Raw genomic sequence first — 23,334 nt, 5'->3', positions numbered from 1 at the left:
ATCTGTGGTCGCATCGGAGACGACGGTCACCGAGTGGCGAAATAGACCGACTTGGCGGAGACGTACGGCGCCATGCCCTCGGGGCCGAGTTCTCGTCCGAGACCCGACGCCTTGACCCCTCCGAACGGTGCTGCGAGATCGAGTGCGTAGTGGTTGACACCCACTGTGCCGGTATGGATTCGGTCGGCGATGGCGAGGCCCCGGGCCTCGTCGGTCGTCCACACCGTGCCGCCGAGCCCGTACTCGGAGTCGTTGGCGATGCGGATCGCGTCGTCCTCATCGAGGTACTCGGTGATGGTGAGGACGGGGCCGAAGATCTCCTCCTGGGCGATCGACGCCGAGTTCTCGACGCCGGCGAACACGGTCGGTTCGACGAACCAACCCTGCGCCAGATCGGCCGGGACGCCGCCGCCGGTCGTGATCCGATGTCCCGCGGCCCGGCCGGCTTCGACATACCCGAGCACCCGGTCGCGTTGCGCGGCGCTGACGAGCGGCCCGATCGCGGTCGCCTTGTCCAGCGGGTCGCCGACCCGTAGTGCCCGGACGGTCTCGGTGACCGCTTCCACGACGTCGTCGAATCGAGCTCGCGGGGCGAGGATTCGGGTGCTGGCGTGGCAGGTCTGACCGTTGTTCACCAGCGAGACGTCGAGCAGGTGCCGCGCGAACTCGTCCAGATCGGCGTCATGCGCCACGATCGCCGCGGATTTGCCGCCGAGTTCGAGGGTCACCGGCCGGAGGAGAGCACCGCAGACCTCACCGATGGCTCGGCCCGCGGCGGTCGATCCCGTGAATGCGACCTTGTCGACCCCGGGGTGCCGGACCAGGTAGGCGCCTGCCTCACGTTCGGCAGGAACGATGTTCAGGACGCCCTCGGGAAGTCCGGCCTCCTGAGCGGCGTCGGCGAACACGAACGCATCCAGCGCCGTCTCCGGTGCGGGCTTGAGCACGATCGTGCATCCCGCGGCGAGCGCCGGCGCGATCTTCATCGCGGCCAGCGGCTGAGGGTAGTTCCACGGCGTGATCGCCGCGACGACACCGACCGGCTCACGACGGACGACGGTGCGTCCACCGAACGCGCTCGGACGCACGTCCTCGGTGTCGGAGGCGCGGATCAGGTTCGCGTAGTACGACAGCATCGCCGCCGGGCCGTATCCGTTGACCGACTTCGACAATGCGATCGGCATACCGTTCTCGCGACTGACCAGCTGGGCGGTGTCACGGGCACGTGCGGTCAGTGCGGCGGCCAACCGGTCGAGGACATCGGCCCGCTCGCGCGGCCCCATCGACCGCCATGGTCCCGCCAGCGCCGACCGCGCTGCGGCGACCGCACGATCGATGTCGGCCGGGCCGCCCAGTGCGCTTCTGCCCAGCGGCTTCTCGGTGGCCGCCTCGATGACGTCGTACCCGGTGCCCGACTCCGCCGGTGTCCACTGTCCACCGATGAACAGATCGTTTCGCTCGAACATGTCTTCTCCCTGCCCTTGTGGTGTCGGGGTCCTGGTGGTCGTGGCTAGACGGTCTCGGCGTGGCCGAACAGCACCGAACTGACGAGCGGCGCCATCGGGCCGCCGATGAACAGCGACGTCCGCACGTCGGCAACCTGATTGGTCGACGTGCCGCGAACCTGACGGACCGCTTCCACGGCCAGATTCAGTCCGTTGATGAACGAATCCGCCAGATTGCCGCCGCTGGTGTTCACCGGCAGCTTCCCGTGGGGTGCGGTCAGATTGTCGACGGTCATCACGGTGCCCGCCGCCTCGCCGGGCGGGCACAACCGGTGATCGATCAGCGCGGCAACCGCCGGACCGCTGAAGTTCTCGTATACCTGGACCACATCGACGTCGTCCGGCCCCAAGCCGGCCGACGCCCAGAGACGCTCGGCTACACCGGGTTTTCCGTTGTTCGCCGGACCGAACCCGGCCGTCGAATACTGTGCGTCGTTGTCGACCCGCTCGCAGAACCCACCCGGCGCTCCCTGTGCGCCGGCGAGCACGAACGCCGGGTCCCGACGGAGATCGCGCGCGCGGTCGGAACCGACGAGCACCAGCGCGACCGCGCCGTCGCTCTCCCGTGAGCAGTCGTAGAGATGGAAGGGCTCGGCGATCATCCGCGAGGACTCGTAGGTCTCCTCGTCCAGCGGCTTGCCGTGGCCCTGCGCCGTCGGATTCTGCTGCGCGTGCTGGTAAGCCGCCAACACCAGTGAACGCATCGCCGAGCGGGGCACGCCGTCGTGTTCGAGCATGCGCTGAGTTCGCATGGCACAGATCTGGGCGGGCGAACCCACGCCATGCGCGAGGAAGTGAGATCCGTAGTGGTACTTGGCATACCCCAGGCGACCGGTGTCGGCCTGAGACATCGCGCGGTACACGACGACGCACTGCGCCTGACCCGACGTGATGGCGACAGCCGCATTGGTGATCGCGGCCGCCACGCTCCCGCCACCGCCGCCCCACATCATGTTCGACCAGCGCAGTTCGTCGATCATCAGTGCGGCCCCGAGGATCGGACCGTCGTTGGAACCGCCTGCGTAGGAGACGAATCCGTCGACCTCACGAGGCGACACCCCAGCGTCGGAGCACGCGTCGAGGATTGCCCGGATCGTCATCTGCTGCTCGGTGAGCGGTGACTGCCCGCGCTTGTAATGCATCTCGGAGACGCCGACCACGGCAGCGCCACCACGAATCCCGTTGCTCATCTGCGTTCTCCGTCGTTCGTTTCGGCCCGCTGCCAACGGAGAAGCGGCCACGGTTCACCGTCGCGCTCCTCGAAGACGCCGACGACGCGATCGCCGATCTTCGGGGTGCTTTCGGGATCGTCGGTCAGGATGCCCAGCACCCGCCGGCCACCTGCATTCTCCAGTTCCACGAGCACGCTGACATACGGGAGCCGGTCGGCCAGTTCTTCGATGTACGGATACCAGCTGCGGCTCCAGCTGTAGATCGTGCCGACGGGTTCGACTGTCTCCCAGCCGAGATCGAGCGAGTGGCAGTTCCCGCACACCGACTGGGGGCTCCAGATCCAGGTCGAGCAACTGCGGCAGCGCTGGAGGCGCAGCTCCCTCTCGGCCAGCCCATCCCAGTACGGCTGGTCCAGCCCGTCGGCGGCGGGCCCCCAGGGGATGTCGGCAGTCGTCATCGCACCGACTCGGGCGCGAAGTTCTCCAGGGCCCCGGCGAGCCACTCGCCGTCCCGGCGCTCCCAGATGGAACGTAGCCCGATCTCGCGACCCTCGGTCGTGTAGACGGTCTCTCCGACCATGCGATCGCCGTCGGCCCGGACGCCGACGATCCGGTGCGCGTCCACCGCACCCCGCGGGACGTCGACGCCGTCGAAGACGGCCGGGATGTTCTCCTGGATCATCTCGGCCACCGCGGCCTTCATGTCTCCCGCAACCACGTGCCCGACATGATGCTCGTAGCGCACCCGGAAGTCATCCAGTTCGCTCATCGTTGCTCCTCCTCACCACCGGGCCGTGCCCGACGTCGTTGCGTAAACCTTACGGCTTTAGTTATAAGGCGTCAATCGAGATGTGCGGAGCCGTCGGTGGCCACACGCACCCGTCGCCCCTGAGCCTCGGTGGTCGCGAGTTCGTCCAGGTCGCTGCTGTCGGTGATCACCGCCAGGGTGCGGCCGCCGCCGTGAACGCGACCGGCGACGAATGCCCGCTCAGGGACTCCCGTGCGGTCGTAGGCCACCGTCCAGGTCTCGAGTTCGGCGACACCCTCGTGGGATTCGACCACCTCGACCGTCGGCTCGGCACCCGTCCATGCCCGGTGCACCGTTTCGGTGACATCGTCCCGGCGAAAGCCCGCCGCGGGCGGCTCGGTCGAGTACACGCCGAAGGCGTGCTTCGTCAGGTATCCACTGTTCGCGGTCACCAGGCCGAAGGTGCCGGGCGACCCGCGCAACCGGGTGGCCACCGTGGCGATCGCATGCGTGCTGTAGTTGTTCCACGGGCCGCCCGCGAAGGTGAGCCCGCCGGTGCAGGTCAGCGGACGTTCCGGATCGTCTGCGGGAACGCCGATCTCGCGCGCCGCCACCTGCACGGCCGAGGGGAAGCAGGAGTAGATGTCGAGGTGAGAGACGTCGTCGATCGCGATCCCCGCGAGTTCGAGCGCACGGGCGGCGCCGATCCGGATCGGTGCCGAACCGTTCAGGGCGGGACGCGCCGCGACGGCGTCGGTGTCCTTGGATTCGGTTCCGCTGTGTGGGAACACCCACGACGAGGTGGGGATTCCCAGGCGTCGTGCGGTCTCGACCGAGCACATCACCAGTGCCGCACCCTGGTCGACCATGTTGTTCGAGTTCAGCAGCTTCGGGTAAGGAGACGAGATGAGGCGATTGCCATCGGTCGGAGTCGTGATCTCTCCCGGGGCATACGTACGCCTGGTCCAGGCGTAGGGATTATCCGCGGCAACCTCGCTGAACGACGACCACAGTTCCCCGAGCAACTTCTCGTGGTCGGCGATACTCCGACCCGCTCCGACGCGGAGAGCCTGCTCGAACAACGGGTAGACGAAGGACGGTCTGTCGAGTCCGATCCGCCGCTCGCTCTCCGCCTCCATCGGAACGTCCGGGACGATGATCGGCGCGGACGGCACAGTTTCGTCCTGTCGGGTCCAGTCGGGCCGTTCCCCCTGTGCGCGGAGTTTCATCCGCGTGCGCCAGGCTTCTGCACCCCCGATGAGAACGACGTCGGCGCGGCCCGTGGCAATGTCTTCGGCGGCACCGTTGACCAGCACCTGCGGCGTGCTGCCGCCGTTCCCGGTGTAGCCGGTGTGTCGCGGATCTGCCCCGATCCGTTCGGCCACCAACGCACCGGGGTCGCGGTAGCGCCATGACAACAGGCCGACCACGCGGATGGAGTCGATCAGTTCGAGGAGGCGCGACGTCCCGGCTTCGGCAGCCGCCTCGTGTGCCGCGCGCGCGATGAGATCGACCGGCTCGACGCCACCGTCGTGAGCGGTGATCTGTCCGCCGCCGACGAGGACGGGCGTGCGGGGATCGATGGTCATGGTGGCCTGCCTTCAGTTCGACGAGACGGCGGTGACCGTCCCCTCAAATCTAATCTCGATAGGTAACAGGCCGCAATCCGCCCCTCGTGGATTGCGGCCTGGCCCCGCGTCAGACGCGCGGGAGTACCTCCGTGGGAGCGTCCTGCCAGATCCGGTCGTCGCGTCGGCGATCCGCGATGTCGGCGGCATGCGCGCGGTTCTCGCCGCGGATCTGGTCTTCCTGCTCCTGGCTGCGGCGGATCGCCTCCTGGGCGTTCTGCGGCAGGTCGGGAAGCATCTGATGGACGCGCTCGCGGTGACGGGCGATCGCCTTGCGCTCGGGCATACCGGGATTGGGCTGCACCTGCGGGATGATCTCGGTGAAGTCCTCCTTGGTACCACCACCGGAGATACCCGCAGCCGCCATCGCCGCCTCCTGGGCGACGAGGGCCTCGTCCTTCTCCTCCGACATGCCGATCGGACCGAACCGGTCACCGGAGAGGAACTGCTTGACCACCGGCTGCTCCGAGGTCAGCAACTGCTCACGCGGACCGAACATCACCAACTCCTTGCGGAACAACATGCCGATGTTGTCCGGGATCGTCCGCGCGATGTTGATGTTGTGCGTCACGATCAGGATCGTCGCATCGATCTGGGCGTTGATGTCGATCAACAACTGGCTGATGTAGGCCGTACGCACCGGATCCAGACCCGAGTCCGGCTCGTCACACAGAATGATCTGCGGATCCAGCACCAGCGCACGCGCCAGACCGGCACGCTTGCGCATACCGCCGGAGATCTCACCCGGGAGTTTGTCCTCGGCACCGGTCAGACCGACGAGGTCGATCTTCTCCATCACGATGTCGCGGACCTCGTTCTCCTTCTTCTTCGTGTGCTCACGAAGCGGGAACGCGATGTTGTCGAACAAACTCATCGACCCGAACAACGCACCGTCCTGGAACAGCACACCGAACAGCTTGCGGATCTCGTAGAGCTCCTTGGCCGAACACTGCGTGATGTCGGTGCCATCGATGATCACCGACCCCTGCTCGGGATGCAGCAGACCGATCAAGGTCTTCAGGAACACCGACTTACCGGTACCCGACGGACCCAGCAGCGCGGAGACCTCCCCCTCCGGCAGGGTCAGCGAGACATCACGCCAAATGTTCTGCGAACCAAACGACTTCGTCAGGTTCTCCACACTGACCTCAACACCCATCTCGTCCTCCAGCTCTCGTGGTCGTCGTCAGTTGCCCGGAACGGGCGGATCGGCGGGGGCGGGTTGCTCGGCGGGCGGATTGCCGGGAATCGGTTGTTCGCCGGCCGGTGCACCGTTGCCGGGACTGTCGGCATCGAGATTCGATCCCGTGCTGCTGATCGCTGTGATCAGCCAGTTCTGGCTCTTGTCGAGGGTCACCCGGTAGGTTGCCGTCGACTCGATCCCCGAGGGCGCCTGCACGTTCTTCGTCTGCACGTTGACGAAAGCGACGACCTGGTAGGTGTTGCCGTCGACCGATTCGACCTTGGCCGCGATCGGCTGCGCGGTCGACGACCACTGCAGCGGCCGGAGCAGTTGTTCCATCTGGGTCGACGCCCGTCGGAGCCGTTCGGAGAGCTCCGGTGATGTGCCCTTGGTGAGCAGGGTCCGCCACTCATCGGGGTTCTCGAAGCTCATGTCGGCGGCACCGGTGGCGTAGTCGAGCGCCACCTTCTCGGCCGCGGCATCGTCGGCGGCGGCCGCGTTCAACCGGTCGACCTCGCTGGAGGCGCTGGACCACTGCCACCCCAGCAGTGCCATCGCTCCGACGACGAGCACAGCGACGGCGCCGATCAGGATTGATCGCAACGACACCGAGGCGGTGCTCAGTCGCCCGCGCTTCGTGGGTTCAGCGCGGTCCGCCGCCGAGTCGCCCGATGCTGCCGTTGCCGTTTCGGTATCCGCCGAGGCCGAGTTCTCGTCGGCGTCGGTCTCGGTGTCCGTGGTGATGGTCTTCGTCATCGCCGGTCTCCTGTCTGTGTCTGCTGGTCGATCTGTGCCGGAGCGCTCGGTGCGCTCGCTGCGGAATCCCGCGTCGTCGTGCGGGTGTCGGTCACCGTCACCCCCCGGCCGGGATGCGGATCTCCACAGCCCCGGAATCGGTTGCGTTGATCAGGTTGTCCAAAACCCGGCCGACATCGACGGTCCGCAGCGACGCCGCACCCGAGCGGGTGGCCGGCAGCAGGTTCTCACCGATGATCTTGAGGTCCGCGCCGCTGTCGTCGAGGAATTTCTGCAGAGCCGCGACCAGCGGCGTCGCCCCCTGAGTGATACCGGTGTACATCGGCCCACTCCAGTCGATGGCGTCCTTGACGCCCGACTCGAGTTCGGCGAATCCCACTCCGAAACCGGCTATGTGCGGAGTCGTCGCCCGCAGCAGCCCGGGTATCGGCTGCGACCGCATGAGCAGCGGTTGCATGGTCGCCAGCAGAGTGGTGAGTTCGTCTGCGCGCGCGGTGAACTCCGCAGCCAGCAGCCGTCCGGCTTTGTTGAGGTCCTCGATGACCTCGATGCCGTCGGGCAGCCCCATGTCGAGTTCGGCGAACACACGCTGGACCTTGTCGGGGTCGGTCTGTCCGAGCACCTCGGTCACCTGTTCGGACAGATCCTTGAACGTGGCGGCGTTGGAGACGTTCTCGCCGTCGATGTAGGCGTTGTCGGAGAGGTACGGGCCCCCTGCGGTGGTGGGCATCACCGCGACATAGGCCTCGCCGAGCGCCGACAGGTTGTCGACGCGGAAGTTGCTCTCGACCGGAATGTTCTCCGTGTCGTCGTAGTTCCAGGTGATCTCGGCGCCGCGTGAGGATTGCGAGATCTCGGTCACGTGACCGATCTCGATGCCGCGGAGCAGAACTCGGGAACCGACGAGGATGCCGTTCGTGTCCGCCACCGTGATGGTCGCGTGCCTGGCCGACGGCGAGTTCACGTGTAGTCCGACGCTCAGGATGTAGGCGATGGACAACCCGGCGATGGCGAGCATGGCCACCACCGAAACTCTGGTCTTGGTGATCACTTGATCGCTCCCAACATCCGCAGCAGCATCTTCGTGTCACCGAGCAGTTCCGTCTTGCCTGCCGCCTGAACCGACGGGGCCGCAACCGAGGCGATGTTCACCGATGGCCTCTTCGCGAACGGAATCAGCGTGTCCTCCAAGAACTCGGCCATGGCGGCGCCGGTCGCAGGAGCCTGGTCCCACATCCCACGCCCGGCCTCGGCGGCGTCAGCCGCCGAGTTCAGTAGGGGCACGAGGAACAGACCACCGGTGAACACCGACCCGACGGAGGGCAGCAGCGTGCTGATGTGGGCCACCAACGATTTCGACACGGTCTTCCAGTAGTGCTCGCCCTGTTCGGAGAACACGTGCTCGATCTGCTGCCGGCTGTCGGAGAACGACCCCGACACCGCGTTCAGGCTGTTGAGCATGCGGTCGAGTTGCGCGGTGTTGCGGGACAGGTCGTCGAGATCCTTCGAGACCGTGGTCGCGATCGACCGCACATTCTTGATCGGCGGCATGGTGCGATTCAGTGTCGCCATCGTGTCCTGGACCTTCTGAATGCTGCCGCCGTTGATGAAATAGGCGAGAACGGCGATGGTGTCCTCGAGGGGCGGCGGAGACGTCGTACGGTCAAGCGGGATCACGCTGCCGTCCCGCAGCAACTCACCACCGCCTTCGGTCGGCGGCTCGAGCGCCAGGTAGGTGTCGCCGAGTGGCGTGTTCTGCCGGATGATCGCCGAGGAGTCGGCGGGGACCGGGCGATCGTCGGTCAGTCCGACCACCACGTCGACACCTTCGTCGGTGGTCTCGGTGTGGTTCACGCGGCCGACCTGGAGCCCGTTCATCATCACATCGGCGCCGTCCGGCAGGTTGAGCACGCTCGCGAACTGCAGTGTGACCTCATAGTCGAGCGGGACACTGCTCTTCACCGACGGCAGCCGGTTCGGACTCAACGCCGAGCACCCGGTGAGTCCGATCACCGCTACGAGCACCGCGGCCAGGCCCAGTGCGGTTCGTCTTCCGATCATTTCTGGAGACCCGCCTTCTGCAACAGGATGGACAGTGCATTGACCGGCGCCGACTGTCCGCCGCCCACATCGATCTTCGGCGCGACATACGGAATCGAGAGCGCACCGGAGGACGATTCCTGCTGGCGCATGGCAGCGGCGACGGACGGCGTCATGGACACGAGTTGGCCGAGTTCGGGTGCACGCTGGGCGCCGTAGGCGATGATGTCTTCGACCGGACCGTGTAGCAGCGGCCACAGGATGTCCTCCCCGTAGTTCCGCTGGATGTCGTACATCAGCGCGATCGTCCAGCCGATTCCCCGGCAGAACCTCGCGACGTCGTAGAACAGGGTCGTCCCGAGCTGCGTGACCGAGGGCATCTGGTTCATGATCGACATGATCCGATCCCAGTTCTTCACCGCGTCGTCGGTCAGCGGCGCCATGTCGCGGATCGACGAACCGATGTCGGCGACGAACGCGTCCGGATTCTGCGCCGCGCGGGCGGCGTTCTCGAACATCCGCGACGCCTGCGGACCGGTCCCGGCGAACGCCCGGTCCGCACCGTCGAGGGCGGTCTCCAGGTCGTCGCCGCCGTTGTCGGACAATGACTTCAAGAAGTCCGCCGCAGAAGCGGCGACCTCCGAGATGCTCTTCGGGGTGAAGGAGTTCTCCACGCCGATGCATCGCCCTTCCGCCAGGGCAGGGCCGCCTGCATAGTTGCCCACCAACTCCAGACTGCGGTCGGCCAGTAGCGACTTGGATCTGGTCACAGCCTTGACGTCGGCGGGATAGCTGCGCCCAGGGTCCAGCGAGAAAGTGACCCGTACGTGATCACCTCGGCTCTCGATCCGGTCGATCGCTCCGACGCGAATTCCCATCTGGGTGACCGGGTTTCCCTCATACAGGCCGATCGTGTCGGCGACATCGACGCAGAATCCGTCGCCGCCGGGCGCGCCGTCGTCGACGCCGGTGGCGCCTGCCGACGTCAATCCGATCGTGGTGATCACGCCGAGCAACACCACCACGGTCCCCAACGCGATGGCCAGGCGCCGTTTCGAGGAGCCAACGATCTCTCGCATCAGCAGTTCCTTCCGGGAATGGGGATGCACACGTCCTCGGTCCACAGGGTGCCGCCGCCGACCTGACGCATCCCTTCGGGAGTGATCCACTGCGCCAGCTTCTTCCGGGTGGCGACCAGCCCGTCGATGGCCGGGCCGAGCTGCTGCTGCAGCCGGATGATGGTGTCTTTCATCTGGTTCACGTGACTGGAGACCAGTTCGCTGTGGTTGAGGTAGAACCGCATGAACGGAGCCAACTTCATGAGGACGTTCGCGAACAGCTTGTAGGCGTAGTTGAAGCCCGCGGAGTTGACGTGGTAGGTGCTCACCACGATGTCGATCTTGCGGATCAGCTCGAAGACGAACTCACGGTTCCCGTTGAACGTCTGCAGGTACTCCGCGGCGAGCGAGGCGATGTCGTGAACCTGGCCGCGTTGCCTGTCGAACACAGCGGTGACCGACTCGAGACCGTTCACGATGGAGCGCAACGAGGTGTCGTTCCCATCGAGTGCGCCGGCGACCTGGTCGAGGTTGGCATTGACCTCTCGGGTGTCGACCGTGTCGGTGGTACTCGGCACGGCCTGGATCACATCGCCGATCGAGTAGGGAACGGTCACCCGGCCGGCCGGGATCGGGCCGGTGAGCTCCCCACGCCCGAGCGGGATCATCGTGATCGCGTATCCGCCCACCGGCGTGAGCATCCGGACTTCCATCTTCGTCTGGTCACCGACGAACGTCTCGGCATCGATGCGCGCGGTGACCTTCACCCGATCGGGTTGGAGTGCGACGTCGGACACCTTGCCGATGCTGATGCCCGCGACGCGCACGTCCTGTCCGGACTCGATCGCCGAGGCGTCGGTGACCTCGAAGGTGATCGTCTTCTGGCCCGGCGGACGCAGATAGATGATCGCGAGAGTGCCGAGGAGGGCCGCCACCACGACCAGGACGATCACGCCGAGCACGCCGTCGTGGGAGGTGAATCTGCGTATCCCCTTCTGGTTCATCGATTGCACAGGACCACCTCGCTACCGGTCATCAGGATTCGCACGTCGGAGGGAATGTGCGCGCGACCTTTCGCGCACTGCTTGCTGAACGAGGCATGCGTGTCGATGCCTCGCAGACCTGCAAGCGCATTGGGCATCAGCTGGAAGGACTTCAGCGCTTCCTGCATGGACGAGAACGTGGTCTTGAGGAATACGTCGACATCGAATTCCTCGTTCACACCGAGCGCCACCAGAAGCCTCTCGATCGGTTCGAAGAGTGCGGGTCCGGCGCTGGCGGTGACCGCGAACTCATCCAGAACCGTCATGGCGTTGCTGATCGGCAGATCGACCGCTTCCAGAAAACCCATGACCTGTGGCGACCGACCGCCCATCGTGTCGGCGATACGAGCCAGATTCGACGTCAGGGTGGAGATGAGCTGCTGCCGATTCTCGGCAAACCTCGCCAGCTTCTGGGTGCTGTCCAGCATCGGGCCGAGGCCGCTGCCGTCACCCTGGAGCAGGGCGATGGCGTTCTCGCTGAACTGATTGACCTCGTCGGCGTTCATCGTCGTCAGAACCGGTTGGAGTCCGTTGAACAGTGACGTGATGTCGAAGGACGGAACCGTCTGTGCGGTCGTCGCGTGACTCACCATGGTCCCGGGCGTCTTGCCGGGTTGCAGGTCGAGATACCGCACTCCGGTCAGATTCTGGTACTTGATCGCCAGGGTCGACGTCGACGTCAGCTTCTGGCTGTCGTCCATGGTGAACTCGACCCGCGCATAGGGGGACCCGTCGTCGTTGCGTTCGAGGTCGACCGACACGATCTTGCCGATCCGCTTCCCACGGAATCGGACGTCGCCGTTGTCGTGGAGACCCGACGCATCGGTGAAGTCGGCGCGGTAGGTCACCACGCTGGCGTCGACCGGGTTCCGCATGGCGTTCACGACGAGCACGAACAACATGACGGTCACCGCCGCGACCACCGCGACCTTGGCCCCGGCGACAACTGTGCTGCGAGATGCCATCTCAGTTACCTCCCGCGCGTCGACCGTCGATGGACTTCATACGTTCCAGCGGACCCGAGACGGCCGGCACGCTGTCGAGGAGGAGGCGCAGCTGCAGCGTCTTGCTTGCATCGTCGCCCGTGAAACTGTTGCGCAACTGCTCGATTGCCTTTCGTGTCTTCGCCATCGACGCACCCCCGCCGATCATCTGCGGTACCGGGTCGATCAGATATTTGAACGAGGTGACCAGGGGCGTCAGGTCGGCCGAGTGGGAAGCCAGCAGCGTTCCCGCCGCACCGAACAATCCGCCGGAGGCGACTTCCAGCGATCGGTTCATGAGATCGTGGTACGCCTCGTCCACTCCTCGCGAACCGTCGGGCATCTTGTTGAAGACGCTGCCGGTGATCGCGTCGAGGGCCTTCATCGCCTCACGGTTGAATCCCGGGAATGCCTCGGCGAGGTCGTTCATCTCGCGCAGCAGCGTGCTGGGCAGGTGGCGTTGGGTGCGCGCCACCTTGTCGGTGAAGATGATCGCGGTCTCGATCAACGGGGAGAGTCCGTCGGCGTAGCGCATCACCTCGTCGAGGCTGTCGATCATGTCCCGCGTCAGGGTGCCGTCCACGACGATCGAACTCCGCTCGATCATCGTCGACATGGTGAAGTCGGGGGCCGCGGAACGCCGGAGCGTCTGTCCGTCGGACAGTTCCGACCCACCCGGCATCGCGATCAGGTTGACCGCGGTGACGCCGAAGTAGTTCTGCGGCCGGTAGTCGACCTCGAACGAATCGGTGAGACTGTCGGCGGCCTGCGGATCGAGCACCACGTCGACGTGCACGACTTCGGGGTCGGTGGAGTCGATGGCGGTTACCTCGCCGACCTCCGCGCCGCGCAACAGGATCCGGCTCCCGGTGTCCACCCCCGGGCCGAGAGCCGGCAGCACCAGATGGAGATCGGTGCCCTTGGGCGCGGTGGCCCGCGGATAGACCACGGCGAAGACCGTGACCACGACGGCGAGTACCGCCACCGCGATGACGCCGGCGCGGACCAGTGTCCGCGTCTGGCCGCGGGCATCCCCGCGGAGGAAGTCCTGACTGCTGTATGACGACACGTCAACCCCTGAACGGAAGGACCGGATTGAGGCCCCAGATGGCCACGGTCATGAGGAAATTGAGGACAACGATGGCCACCAGGCTCGCACGGATCGCCCGCCCGGATGCGGCACCGACACCGGCCGGCCCGCCGGACGCGAAATACCCGTAGTAGCAGTGGATGATGGTGATCACCGCACAGAAGATGAGTGCCTTCGCCACCGACGCCAGCAAGTCCGGTATCGAGACGAACTGGGCGAAATAGTGATCGTAGGTCCCCTCGGGTTGGTCGTGGAACAGCTTCACGATCAGCCCGCCCGTCAGGAAGCTGACGACCAGGGCCATGAGGTAGCTCGGCAGGACCACGAGCATGCCGCCGATCAAGCGTGTCCCGACCACGAACGGGATCGCGCGAAGACCCATGGTCTCGGTGGCGTCGATCTCCTCGGAGATCCGCATGGCACCGATCTCGGCGGTCATCCGGCAGCCTGCTTGAGCCGCGAATCCGATCCCGGTGATGATCGGCGCGACGACACGGATGTTGCCGAACGAGTTGATGATCCCGGTCAGCGCGCCGAAACCGAGGAGGTCGAACGCCATGAAGGCCATGATCGCCACCACCGATCCCACGGCGATCCCGAGGAAGAACATCAGGCTCACCACACCGCCGTCGACGATGATCGAGCCGCTGCCCCAGGCCATGTCGTTCATGGTCTTCATCGTCTGCTTGCGGTAATGCCGGATTGTCGTGGGCAAGAGAACGAATGTCTTGCCCACGAACACGACGATCTGACCGAACGTTGCGAACGCGTTGGTGAAGCTCTCGCCCACCGAACGTCCCAGCCGGCCCAGTGCGCCGGTACGAGGAGCTGCGTGTGTTGTCATGTCGTCACGCCAATCGGGCCGGGAAGAACATGGCCTGCAGCTGGCTGACCGCCATGTTCGTCATGAAGATGCAGAGGACGCTCAGGACCACCGACGCGTTGACCGCGTTGGCGACACCCTTGGGCCCGCCCTTGGCCTCCAGCCCTCGCAGGCTCGCGATCACCACGACGATGAACGCGAACAGGACCGCCTTGAGGACCGAGAACATCAAGTCCGTCGGTGTCGCGAAGGTGCCGAAGGACTGCCAGAAGCTGGCCGGTACCACGTCGTTGACGTTCGCCGAGATCGCAAGTCCGGCTGCGACTCCCGACGCGATGATCATGACGCAGAGCGCCGGCGCGATCGCCAGCATGGCCAGGAACCGGGGCACGATGAGCCGCTGAACCGGATTCACGCCGATGACCCGCATCGCCTCGATCTCCTCGCGGATCGATCGTGCGCCGAGATCCGAGGCGATGGCCGACGCCGCGGCGCCGCTCATCAGCAGGCCGGCCGCCATCGGGGCTCCCTGGTTGACCACGCCCAGGCCGCTCGCGGCACCGGCGAGTGAGTTCGCGCCGACCTGATCCATGACACCGCCGACCTGAACCGACACCTCGGCGCCGATGGGCACCGCCATGAGAAGCGCCGGGAGCGCGGTGACCTTGAACAGCTTCCACATCTGATCGATCACCTCGGCACCGGCCAGGCGCAACGAGAGCGCGTCGGTGATCGCGAAGCGGATCATCTCCATCGCCAGACGCGCCGAGCGGCCGATGGTCGCCAGACTGCGTGTGATCCGGTCGATCACGCCGCCACCCACCCTGCGGAGCGCGTCAACCGACCTCACTCCTGGACTGCGCTCTCCCAGAGCACTGACGGTCATTGGTGATCCTCTCGAATTGTCGCGGAGCCATCCGCGTCGGTCGTACTTCGGGTGACGTTCCACCCCTGGCTGTCTGGGACGTTTGACCACCCGGTGGCGCACGCTTGCGGTCACTTTCCACCAGACGTGCCTGTGGCCTAAACCCTTTAGTTGAACTACTGTGACCCCCGACACTTTGACCGCCCCCGAGCCTAGCAGTCATGAGACGTAATCTGTCAAGTGTCAGCAGCTCGGGATCGAAGGAATCAGCCACCGAACCGGGCCAACCGGACACCGAGAGACGCCGCCGGCGACCTTTCGGACACGTCCGGCCGCCGGACGCGCTCCCGGCGCGGTCCGGTCAACCGACAGCGGCGGCATCCCCCGGGCGGCTCAGCCCATCAGCCGCCGCAGCACCTTCTCCATCGCACGGCTGTATGGCGGGTAGGTCGCCGCCAGGTCCGGGCGAGCAGGTTTGCTCAAGACCGCCTTGCGATGACTGAACGTGTCGAATCCGTTCCGCCCGTGGTAATTCCCCATTCCGGAAGCTCCGACGCCGCCGAACGGCAGCTCGGGGACCAGAAGCTGGTACAGCAGATGATTCACCGTCACCGAACCCGATGACGTCCGCTCCACGACCGCATCCTCGACCGCCCGGGTACCGGTGAACAGATACAGGGCAAGCGGTTTCGGCCGGGAGTTGACGAAGTCGATCGCGGCGTCGAGGTCGGGCACCGAGATCAGCGGCAACACCGGGCCGAAGATCTCCTCCTGCATCAGCTCGGAGTCGGGATCGGGGTCGGTGACCAGCGCAGGCTTGATCGTCCGCTTGGCATCGTCGATCTCGCCGCCGTACTGTTCGCCGCCATGGGTCTGGAGAACGCGTCGCAGGCGGTCCACATGGCGCTGATTCACGATGCGGGTGGTGTCGTGCGCGGCCCGCAGCGGCAGCTCCTCGAGTAACCGTTCGACCAGCGCGGGCCGTACGGACTCCTCGACGAGGACATAGTCCGGAGCGGTACACGTCTGGCCTGCGTTCACCGACTTGGCCCACGCGATGCGTCTGGCCGCGACGTCGAGATCGGCGTCGGCAGCGACGATCACAGGACTCTTGCCCCCGAGTTCGAGTGTGACCGGGGTCAGATTCTGGGCGCTCGCGGCCATGACCGCGCGGCCGATCGACGTCGACCCGGTGAAGAAGGTGTGGTCGAACGGCTGGGCTGCCAGTGCGGCGCTGACCTCCGCGTCCCCCAGTACGACGCGCACAGCCTCGGCGTCGAGGTAGCGCGGGAGCTGTTCGGACAGCAGCCGCGCAGTGGCGGCCGCCAGCTCCGACGGTTTCACCACGGCGGCGTTGCCGGCCGCGAGGCAACTGACCAGCGGATGCAGCGTCAAGAGGATCGGGAAGTTCCACGCGCCGAGGATGAGCGCGACCCCCTTCGGCTCGGACACGACCCATGCCTTTCCGGGCGCGGTCGCGGCGCTCATCCGCACCTTGTCCGGCTTCATCCACCGCGCCACGTTGGCGAGTGAATGCCGTATCTCGTGCCGGACAGGAGCGACGTCTGCCATGAAGGTTGCCATGGACCCGCGTCCGAGATCGGCTCCGATCGCGGCTGCGATCGCCGGCTCGCACTCATCGATGAACCGCAGCAATCCCTCGAGCTGCGCGACTCGCCACGACAGTGGTCGCGTACGACCACTGTCGAACGCGGATCGGGCGCCGGCCAACGCCGACCCGGATTCGGTGCCGGCCGTGCTCGTCGACATCTCGGTAACACTCATGGTGGCTTCGCTTTCTGCTGCGTCGGGTACTCACCCCCGGGCTGAAGTATGCGGCGAGCGTACACAGTGTTCAGACGTGATGTCAATCACTTGCGGTGGCTTGTGGGGCGCTCGTCCCACCGACCATACATCTTGTATGGAGTCGACGTCTGCCCTATCGTGAGCTCATGATCGACTGGACCGTCACCGCACACACCGAGACGCTCGAAACCGCGGACGGCGACGGGGTCCGCCGCCTGATGCTGTCGCGCCCCGCCGCGCTCAACGCTTTCGACGAGGCGCTCCAGAGCGACCTCCTGGACGCGGTCGCCGCCGCCGCGACCGACGACACCGTGCGGTGCGTTCTTCTCGCCGGTCGAGGCCGGGCCTTCTGTGCCGGAGCGGATCTCGCGCTCGACGGGGTCGGCCCGGATGTGCGGCTGGCACCGCGGACCGAGCGCGAACTCACGCAGTTCTACAACCCGATCGTGCGCGGGCTGCGCGAGATGCGAAAGCCGGTCGTGGCCGCGGTGAACGGGGCTGCGGTGGGCGTCGGTTGCGCCGTCGCCCTCGCGGGCGACCACGTCGTCGGAGCGAGGTCGGCGTCGTTCGCACTCGCGTTCTCACGAGTGGGGCTCACACTCGACGGCGGCGCCTCGCTTCTCGTCGGGGCGCGCGTGGGATTCGGTCGTGCGTCGCGGATGGCCCTGCTGGCCGAACGGGTCGATGCCGACACCGCGTTCTCCTGGGGGCTGATCGACGCGGTGGTCGACGATGCGGATCTCACCGACCACGTGGAGTCCCTCGCCGGAAAGCTCGCCGCCGGACCCACCGAGGCCTATGCCGCGACCAAACGCAGCCTGAATGCCGCACTGCTCCATCGCCTCGAGGATGCCTTCGACGTCGAGGTCGCGGGTCAGACCGCCCTTGTCGACAGCCCCGGTTTCCGAACCGCGATCACCCGCTTCAGCGGCTCGAAGGGCTGAAACCCGCCGCCTCTCACCGACTTCCGTAGATCGCGGCGTACATGAATCTCGCCACCATGTCGGTGACCGCGTCGATGTCGTCCAGGTGCGTCTCACCGGCGAGCGATCCTGCGATCGTACGCTCGATGGTCCACAGCAGCGTGGCCGTGTATTCGCTGGCCGGTGGCCCGGCCGGTGCCAGACCTCGTGCCCGATCGGCGACGATGATCGATTCCAGAGTCGTCTCCATGGCGTTCATGGCGGCGAGGTACTCGGCTCGCAGTTCCGGCAGGCGTGGCCACTCGTGCACGGCGTTCTTGATCACGGCGCCGGCATGTCCGTCGAGATGAAGCCACTGTCCGACCTGCGCGAGCAAGACCGATGGGTCCTGCCGGTCGACGTCGGCGACCGCGGTCAGCGCGGCGACGATGTCGGCTGCCGCCTGTCGGAACAGAACGACGAAAGCGTCTTCTTTGCTCCGGAAGTAGAAGTAGAAGGACGCGCGGGACGTGTTCGACTGCTTCAGGATCTTCGCCACGGACAACTCGGCCAGCGTCTCGGTGAGCAGTAGTTCGCGCATGGCCTGGAGGATGTTCTGCGCCGTCTCCGTCTCCACCGCGGGATTGTCGATCGCGGGGAGCAACTCCCGCTTCGCGTCGGCGGCATCGCCCGACTTCTTGCGTCGGCCCTTCGGCACCGTCCGGCCGCCGTAGATGGCCGCTTCGTTGATGGCACTCAGCGACGTGGTGACACTCGCCGCCGCGGGAAGCCGATCGTCGAGCCCCCGCGTGCTGACGTAGAAGGCCCGTTCGGAACCACCGACCAGCATCGCGGCCAGCATCTTCGCGGGAGCGCCGTCCGGAGCGCGGCCCTCGGCACGCTCGAACGTGATCTGCTCGGCGACGGCCGCGACGAACTGCTCGAACATCCGCTGCCAGGCCGCGGCGACCGCGGGCTTGCTGTGCATGTGCTCGATGACCGCGCAGATGACCGCCCCATGTCGCGACCACATGTCGAGCGTGTGCTCGAGACTCGAGCCCATGCGCCGTGCCCGATCACGTCCCGGATCGGTGGACCACGGCGCATCAGCGGCGTAGGACTCGTCGAACACTCGTCCCAGAAGCGCCACCAGGACGTCGTACTTGTTGGCAAAGTAGTGGTAGAAGTTGGCCCGGGAAAGGCCGGCCGTCTCCAGGATCTGAGCAACGGTCAGATCCTGGAGAGATGTCGACGTGAGCAGTTCCTCGGTCGCCCGGAACACCGCGAGTTCGGCAGGGGAACTCCCGTCGTAGTCACGGGGGCGCCGCCGCACGAAAGAACTCGAAGCCATAGCGGCATCATACTTCATGTCCGGACACAACGTCTGCCCGGTTCGAGGTCACGCGCCGCGCGAGCGCGCCGCACTCACCCCGCGAAGCAGCGCCGCGTCGAAGTCGTCCGGACACTCCAGCATCGGGTAGTGGCCGACGTCGAACTCGACGAGCGTGCTGTTCAGGCGCTCGCGCACCCACCGGGCACCGCGAACCGACAGCGCCGGGTCCGCGGTACCGATGATCTGGGTCACGGGGACGGTGAGACCGTCGAGCAAGTGCGTCTGTTCGGTGCACATCAATGTGCGCAGTGCGGCGCGGCCGGCCCAACTCGGCGTCTGCAGCGAGATACGGTGCAGCCAGTCCAGGATGTACGGGTCGGGCGCGCCACCCTTGAACGGATCACCGACGGCACGCCGTCGCAGGGATACCCGGTCCGCGTGCTCCGCGGCGAGGAGATTGTCCAGAGGCCCCTCGGGGGGCACCCCGAACGGAAAATCCTCGAACCGTGCCGCCGCAACGCCGTTGGTGGCGACCAACACGAGAGCCCCTGCGAGATCGGGCCGTTCGCGTGCCAGGCGGAGGGCGACCATCCCGCCCAGCGACCAGCCCACGATGGCGGCCGAGCCCAGGCCACGCTGCTCGATGACCTCGAGCGCATCATGCTGCAGGGAGTCGATGTCGTAACCGTCCAGCGGCGCATCCGAGTGCCCGTGCCCTCGGAGATCCATGGCGACGACCCGATGACCGCTCTCGGCCAGCACCCGTATCTGCCGATCCCACACCTCTCCGCTGAGACTCCAGCCATGGATCAGCAAGACGCCCGGACCGTCTCCGACGTCTCGCACCGAGAGCCGGACACCGTCCCGCGTGTGCACGAGGTGCCGGGTCATGACACCGCTTCCGCTTGGCGACGAGAGTCGGCGAGTGACCGGCCGTCGGCGGCGAGCCGGGTCAGTGACGCCGGTGGAAGGAAACGCGTTCCGTAGCGCGCGGCAAGCTCGTTCGCGCGCGCCACGAACCCCGCGACCCCGCCCTCGTAGCCGTCGATGAACTGCAGGACTCCACCCGTCCAGCCCGGATACCCGATCCCCAGCAGCGATCCGATGTTCGCGTCGGCCACCGACTCCAGAACACCTTCGTCCAGACACCTCGCGGATTCCACGGCTTCGACGAACAGCAGGCGTTCCTTGAGATCGGTCAGGGTCGGTACCTGCTCGGCGGCGGGGAAAGCCGCACCGAGGCCACTCCACAACCCGCTTCGGCGTCCCTCGCTGTACTCGTAGAAGCCGGCGCCGGCCAACCGGCCTGCCCGGTCGAACTCGGTCAGCATCCGGTCGAGCACCGCCTCGGCGGGATGGGCCACCCAGTCGCGCCCCTCCGCCTCGGCCGCATCGCGCGACGCGTCCCGAACTCGCCGCAGGAGTGCGAGATTGAGTTCATCGGCGAGCTGCAACGCGGGTGCCGGATAACCCGCCTGGGTCGTGGCCTGCTCGATCATCGGTGCCGGCACCCCCTCGCCGAGCATGGCGAGCGCTTCGTTGACGAAGGTGCCGATCACCCGGCTGGTGAAGAAGCCACGACTGTCGTTGACCACGATGGGTGTCTTGGCGATCTGACGGGCGACATCCAGTGCTCTGGAGACCGATTCGGCCGACGTCGAGCCGCCCTTGATGATCTCCAGCAGCGGCATCTTGTCCACGGGGCTGAAGAAGTGCAGGCCGATGAAGTCTGCGGGATTCTGCACAGCGCCGGCCAAACCGGTGATCGGCAGGGTCGACGTGTTCGACCCGATGAGCGCACCCGGTGCGAGAACGGGTTCGACCTCTTTCAGAACTCGGGCCTTGAGATCCGGATCTTCGAAGACGGCCTCGATCACCAGGTCCGCGCCCGCGGCGTCGGCAACGTCGGCGGTCGCGGTGATCCGGTCGAGGATGACCCCTCGCTGCGCTTCGGAGAGGGCTCCCGAGCCCACCTTCTTGTCGAGAACCTTTCGCGAGTAATCCTTGCCGCGCTCGGCGGCTTCCGCACTGACATCTTTGAGGACGACGTCGATTCCGGCTGCGGCGCACTGATAAGCGATACCCGCACCCATCATCCCGGCACCCAGGACCACCGCCTTAGTCGCCTTCCACGGGGTCCGTGATGCGTCGCGGCCGCGGAGTCCGTTCACCGTCTGGGTGTCGAAGAACCGGGCCTGGATCATGTTCTTCGCGATCTGCCCGACTGCCAGGTCGACGAAGTACCGGGTCTCGATCCGCAAGGCGTTGTCGAAGTCGACCTGGGCGCCCTCGACAGCGGCCTTCAGGATGTTCTTCGGCGCCGGGTAATTCGCGCCTTTGAGGTCGGCGCGCAGTGTCGCGGTCAGGAGGGGCAAGGAGGCGTGCAGCGGCTGCGCCGGGTCACCCGGGGCCCCGCCTGGTATCGCGTACCCAGGCATGTCCCATGGCTGCCGCGCATCCGGGTTGGCCAGGATCCAGGCCTTCGCCGCCGACGCCAGATCCGCAGGCGAATCGACGAGTTCATCTACGATGCCCAGTTCGAGTGCGGCCGTCGCATCGACCTGGCGACCGGTCAGCAGCAGCGACGCCAGCGCCTTCTGGACGCCCAGCAGGCGCACGCTGCGGACGACGCCCCCGGCACCTGGCAGGAGACCCAGGGTCACTTCCGGAAGCCCCAGACGAACGCCGCCGGACTTCACCGCGATGCGATGGTGGGTCGCGAGCGTGAGCTCGAGTCCACCACCCAGCGCCGTACCGTTGATCGTCGCCACAACCGGCACCCCGAGACGCTCCAGGCGTCGGAGCAGATCCCGGTTTCGTTCGACGAACGCGGTGAAGTCGTCGATGTGGGACCGATCGGCGTGCACGAGGTCGTTGAGGTCGCCACCGGCGAAAAACGTCGACTTCCCGGAGGCGATGATGACGCCGGCGATGTCCTGGGCGTCACCGATCTCGTCGAGTGCGCCCGAGAGCGAGCTGACGAAACGCTCGTTCATCGTGTTCACCCGCTGTTCCGGGTCGTCGATGGTGAGGGTGACGATCGCGTCGTCGTCGATGGTGCGTCGGATCGTGCTCTGGGTCATAGCCGTTGAACTCTCTCTGGTCGTCTGTGGGATTGTCTGGCGTTGGGAGTGGCGATCAGAGCGCCTCCACCACGGTTGCGATCCCCATACCACCGCCGACGCACAGCGTCACGAGTCCGTATCGACCACCGGTCCGGTGCAATTCGTCGAGGACCGTGGAGACGAGCATCGCGCCGGTGGCACCGAGCGGGTGCCCCATCGCGATTGCTCCGCCGTTCACGTTCACCTTCGCCATGTCGAGGCCGAGGTCGTCGACGAAATGCAGCACCACCGAGGCGAACGCCTCGTTGATCTCCACGAGGTCGATGTCGTCGACGGTGATACCGGCTTTCGCCAGCGCCTTGCGTGACGCGGGAGCCGGTGCGGTCAGCATGATGGTCGGATTGTCTCCGGACACCGCGGTGGAGACAATCCGACCGCGCGGCGTCAGACCCAGTTCCTTCCCGATCTGTTCGCTGCCGATCGCGACCAGCGAGGCGCCGTCGACGATCCCTGAGCTGTTGCCCGCGTGATGGACGTGGTCGATCTTCTCGACAGTCGGGAACTCCTGCAGTGCAACAGCATCGAAGCCGGCTGCACCGAGCTTGGCGAACGACGGCCGGAGTGGGGCGAGGGTGGCAGTGGTGGTCCCCTCGCGAATGGTCTCGTGCCGGTCCAGCACCACTGCCCCGTTGATGTCACGTACCGCTATGACCGAGGCGTCGAACCGCCCGTCCGCCTCGGCCTTGGCGGCCAGTTCGTGCGAACGCACTGCGTACGCGTCCACGTCCTCGCGGGTGTAACCGTCGAGTGTCGCGATCAGATCGGCGCCGATGCCCTGCGGCACAAAGCTCGTCGCCAGATTCGTTGCGGGGTCGTCCATCCACGCGGCACCATCGGAGCTCATCGGAACACGGGACATCGATTCGACGCCGCCCGCCAATACCAGGTCCTCGAATCCCGAACGCACTTTCTGCGCAGCAAGATTCACCGCTTCGAGCCCGGATGCGCAGAACCGGTTGACCTGCACGCCCGCCACCGTGCGGGGGAGCCCCGCCGCGAGTGCCGCCGTGCGCGCGATGTCCCCGCCCTGCTCGCCGACCGGGGTCACGACCCCGAGGACCAGGTCGTCGACGCGGGCGGGATCGAGAGTGGGATTCCGGTCGAGGACTGCCGACAGCAAGCCGGTGGTGAGGTCGATCGGCTTGATCGTGTGCAACGATCCCGAGCTCTTGCCCTTACCGCGCGGCGTTCGGATCGCATCAAAGATCAGTGCCTGGGTGTCCGACATTCACAGTCTCCTAGTCATTCTGCGGGCGCTCGGCGCCATCGTCGAG

21 protein-coding genes are annotated in these 23,334 nt (G+C 66.3%); 1 reads left to right on the top strand and 20 read right to left on the bottom strand.

The features are described 5' to 3' along the window. Positions 1–26: 26 nt before the first annotated feature. The 16 genes from ABIC25_RS19070 to ABIC25_RS18995 form a co-directional block, all read right to left on the bottom strand. Positions 27–1,466, bottom strand: a complete 1,440-nt coding sequence (locus ABIC25_RS19070) for an aldehyde dehydrogenase (protein ID WP_354562697.1) — start codon at positions 1,464–1,466, stop codon at positions 27–29. A gap of 44 nt (positions 1,467–1,510) precedes the next feature. Continuing rightward, positions 1,511–2,695, bottom strand: coding sequence for a thiolase C-terminal domain-containing protein (locus tag ABIC25_RS19065; protein ID WP_064570028.1), 1,185 nt, complete (start codon positions 2,693–2,695; stop codon positions 1,511–1,513). Next, positions 2,692–3,135, bottom strand: a complete 444-nt coding sequence (locus ABIC25_RS19060) for a Zn-ribbon domain-containing OB-fold protein (RefSeq protein WP_004023600.1) — start codon at positions 3,133–3,135, stop codon at positions 2,692–2,694. The genes ABIC25_RS19065 and ABIC25_RS19060 overlap by 4 nt, the downstream gene beginning before the upstream one ends. After that, on the bottom strand, positions 3,132–3,446 hold the full coding sequence (locus tag ABIC25_RS19055; RefSeq protein WP_239399463.1) for a hypothetical protein: 315 nt from the start codon (positions 3,444–3,446) through the stop codon (positions 3,132–3,134). The genes ABIC25_RS19060 and ABIC25_RS19055 overlap by 4 nt, the downstream gene beginning before the upstream one ends. 71 nt (positions 3,447–3,517) lie before the next feature. After that, entirely contained in the window at positions 3,518–5,014 is a 1,497-nt protein-coding gene (locus ABIC25_RS19050) for an acetyl-CoA acetyltransferase (protein WP_354562695.1), read from the bottom strand. Positions 5,015–5,123: 109 nt separating this feature from the next. After that, positions 5,124–6,212, bottom strand: coding sequence for an ABC transporter ATP-binding protein (locus tag ABIC25_RS19045; protein WP_068884409.1), 1,089 nt, complete (start codon positions 6,210–6,212; stop codon positions 5,124–5,126). Positions 6,213–6,239: 27 nt separating this feature from the next. Further along, positions 6,240–6,992, bottom strand: coding sequence for a hypothetical protein (locus ABIC25_RS19040; RefSeq protein ID WP_004019421.1), 753 nt, complete (start codon positions 6,990–6,992; stop codon positions 6,240–6,242). A 97-nt stretch (positions 6,993–7,089) separates the two neighbouring features. Next, on the bottom strand, positions 7,090–8,043 hold the full coding sequence (locus ABIC25_RS19035; protein WP_248643295.1) for an MlaD family protein: 954 nt from the start codon (positions 8,041–8,043) through the stop codon (positions 7,090–7,092). Then, the gene (locus ABIC25_RS19030; RefSeq protein WP_064570024.1) at positions 8,040–9,053 is read right to left on the bottom strand and encodes an MlaD family protein; all 1,014 of its coding nucleotides are present in this window, start codon (positions 9,051–9,053) and stop codon (positions 8,040–8,042) included. Before ABIC25_RS19030 ends, ABIC25_RS19035 begins: the two co-directional genes overlap by 4 nt. After that, the gene (locus ABIC25_RS19025; RefSeq protein WP_354562693.1) at positions 9,050–10,111 is read right to left on the bottom strand and encodes an MlaD family protein; all 1,062 of its coding nucleotides are present in this window, start codon (positions 10,109–10,111) and stop codon (positions 9,050–9,052) included. Before ABIC25_RS19025 ends, ABIC25_RS19030 begins: the two co-directional genes overlap by 4 nt. Further along, on the bottom strand, positions 10,111–11,094 hold the full coding sequence (locus tag ABIC25_RS19020; RefSeq protein ID WP_354562731.1) for an MlaD family protein: 984 nt from the start codon (positions 11,092–11,094) through the stop codon (positions 10,111–10,113). Before ABIC25_RS19020 ends, ABIC25_RS19025 begins: the two co-directional genes overlap by 1 nt. Further along, on the bottom strand, positions 11,091–12,098 hold the full coding sequence (locus tag ABIC25_RS19015; RefSeq protein ID WP_004019426.1) for an MlaD family protein: 1,008 nt from the start codon (positions 12,096–12,098) through the stop codon (positions 11,091–11,093). Before ABIC25_RS19015 ends, ABIC25_RS19020 begins: the two co-directional genes overlap by 4 nt. A 1-nt stretch (position 12,099) precedes the next feature. Further along, positions 12,100–13,185: an MlaD family protein gene (locus ABIC25_RS19010; RefSeq protein WP_354562691.1), complete on the bottom strand. Its 1,086-nt coding sequence runs from the start codon at positions 13,183–13,185 to the stop codon at positions 12,100–12,102. Between the two features lies 1 nt (position 13,186). Continuing rightward, a complete protein-coding gene (locus ABIC25_RS19005; RefSeq protein ID WP_004019428.1) occupies positions 13,187–14,050 on the bottom strand; it encodes an MlaE family ABC transporter permease in 864 nt (287 codons plus the stop codon). Positions 14,051–14,054: 4 nt separating this feature from the next. Continuing rightward, positions 14,055–14,915, bottom strand: coding sequence for an ABC transporter permease (locus tag ABIC25_RS19000; RefSeq protein WP_004019429.1), 861 nt, complete (start codon positions 14,913–14,915; stop codon positions 14,055–14,057). A gap of 372 nt (positions 14,916–15,287) precedes the next feature. Continuing rightward, entirely contained in the window at positions 15,288–16,679 is a 1,392-nt protein-coding gene (locus tag ABIC25_RS18995; protein WP_354562690.1) for an aldehyde dehydrogenase family protein, read from the bottom strand. Between the two features lie 167 nt (positions 16,680–16,846). Between ABIC25_RS18995 and ABIC25_RS18990 the strand changes: the two genes are divergently transcribed. Beyond that, positions 16,847–17,644: an enoyl-CoA hydratase-related protein gene (locus tag ABIC25_RS18990; protein WP_004019431.1), complete on the top strand. Its 798-nt coding sequence runs from the start codon at positions 16,847–16,849 to the stop codon at positions 17,642–17,644. Between the two features lie 13 nt (positions 17,645–17,657). On the opposite strand, the gene ABIC25_RS18985 is transcribed toward ABIC25_RS18990, so the two are convergent. From ABIC25_RS18985 to ABIC25_RS18970, 4 genes are read right to left on the bottom strand one after another with little or no spacing between them, the layout of a single operon-like run. Then, complete coding sequence (locus tag ABIC25_RS18985) at positions 17,658–18,953, bottom strand: TetR/AcrR family transcriptional regulator (protein ID WP_004019432.1); 1,296 nt, start codon at positions 18,951–18,953, stop codon at positions 17,658–17,660. A 48-nt stretch (positions 18,954–19,001) separates the two neighbouring features. After that, complete coding sequence (locus tag ABIC25_RS18980; protein WP_354562688.1) at positions 19,002–19,826, bottom strand: alpha/beta fold hydrolase; 825 nt, start codon at positions 19,824–19,826, stop codon at positions 19,002–19,004. Then, positions 19,823–22,018 carry a 3-hydroxyacyl-CoA dehydrogenase NAD-binding domain-containing protein gene (locus ABIC25_RS18975; protein WP_354562686.1) on the bottom strand — a complete coding sequence of 732 codons (2,196 nt, stop codon included), beginning with the start codon at positions 22,016–22,018 and terminating at the stop codon, positions 19,823–19,825. The genes ABIC25_RS18980 and ABIC25_RS18975 overlap by 4 nt, the downstream gene beginning before the upstream one ends. A 55-nt stretch (positions 22,019–22,073) precedes the next feature. After that, complete coding sequence (locus ABIC25_RS18970; RefSeq protein WP_354562684.1) at positions 22,074–23,288, bottom strand: acetyl-CoA C-acetyltransferase; 1,215 nt, start codon at positions 23,286–23,288, stop codon at positions 22,074–22,076. Positions 23,289–23,334 lie beyond the last annotated feature (46 nt).

It is taken from the genome of Gordonia sp. PvP123, assembly GCF_040547295.1.
GTDB classification, from domain to species: Bacteria; Actinomycetota; Actinomycetes; order Mycobacteriales; family Mycobacteriaceae; genus Gordonia; species Gordonia terrae.
This window is presented reverse-complemented; position numbering and strand designations above follow the sequence as displayed.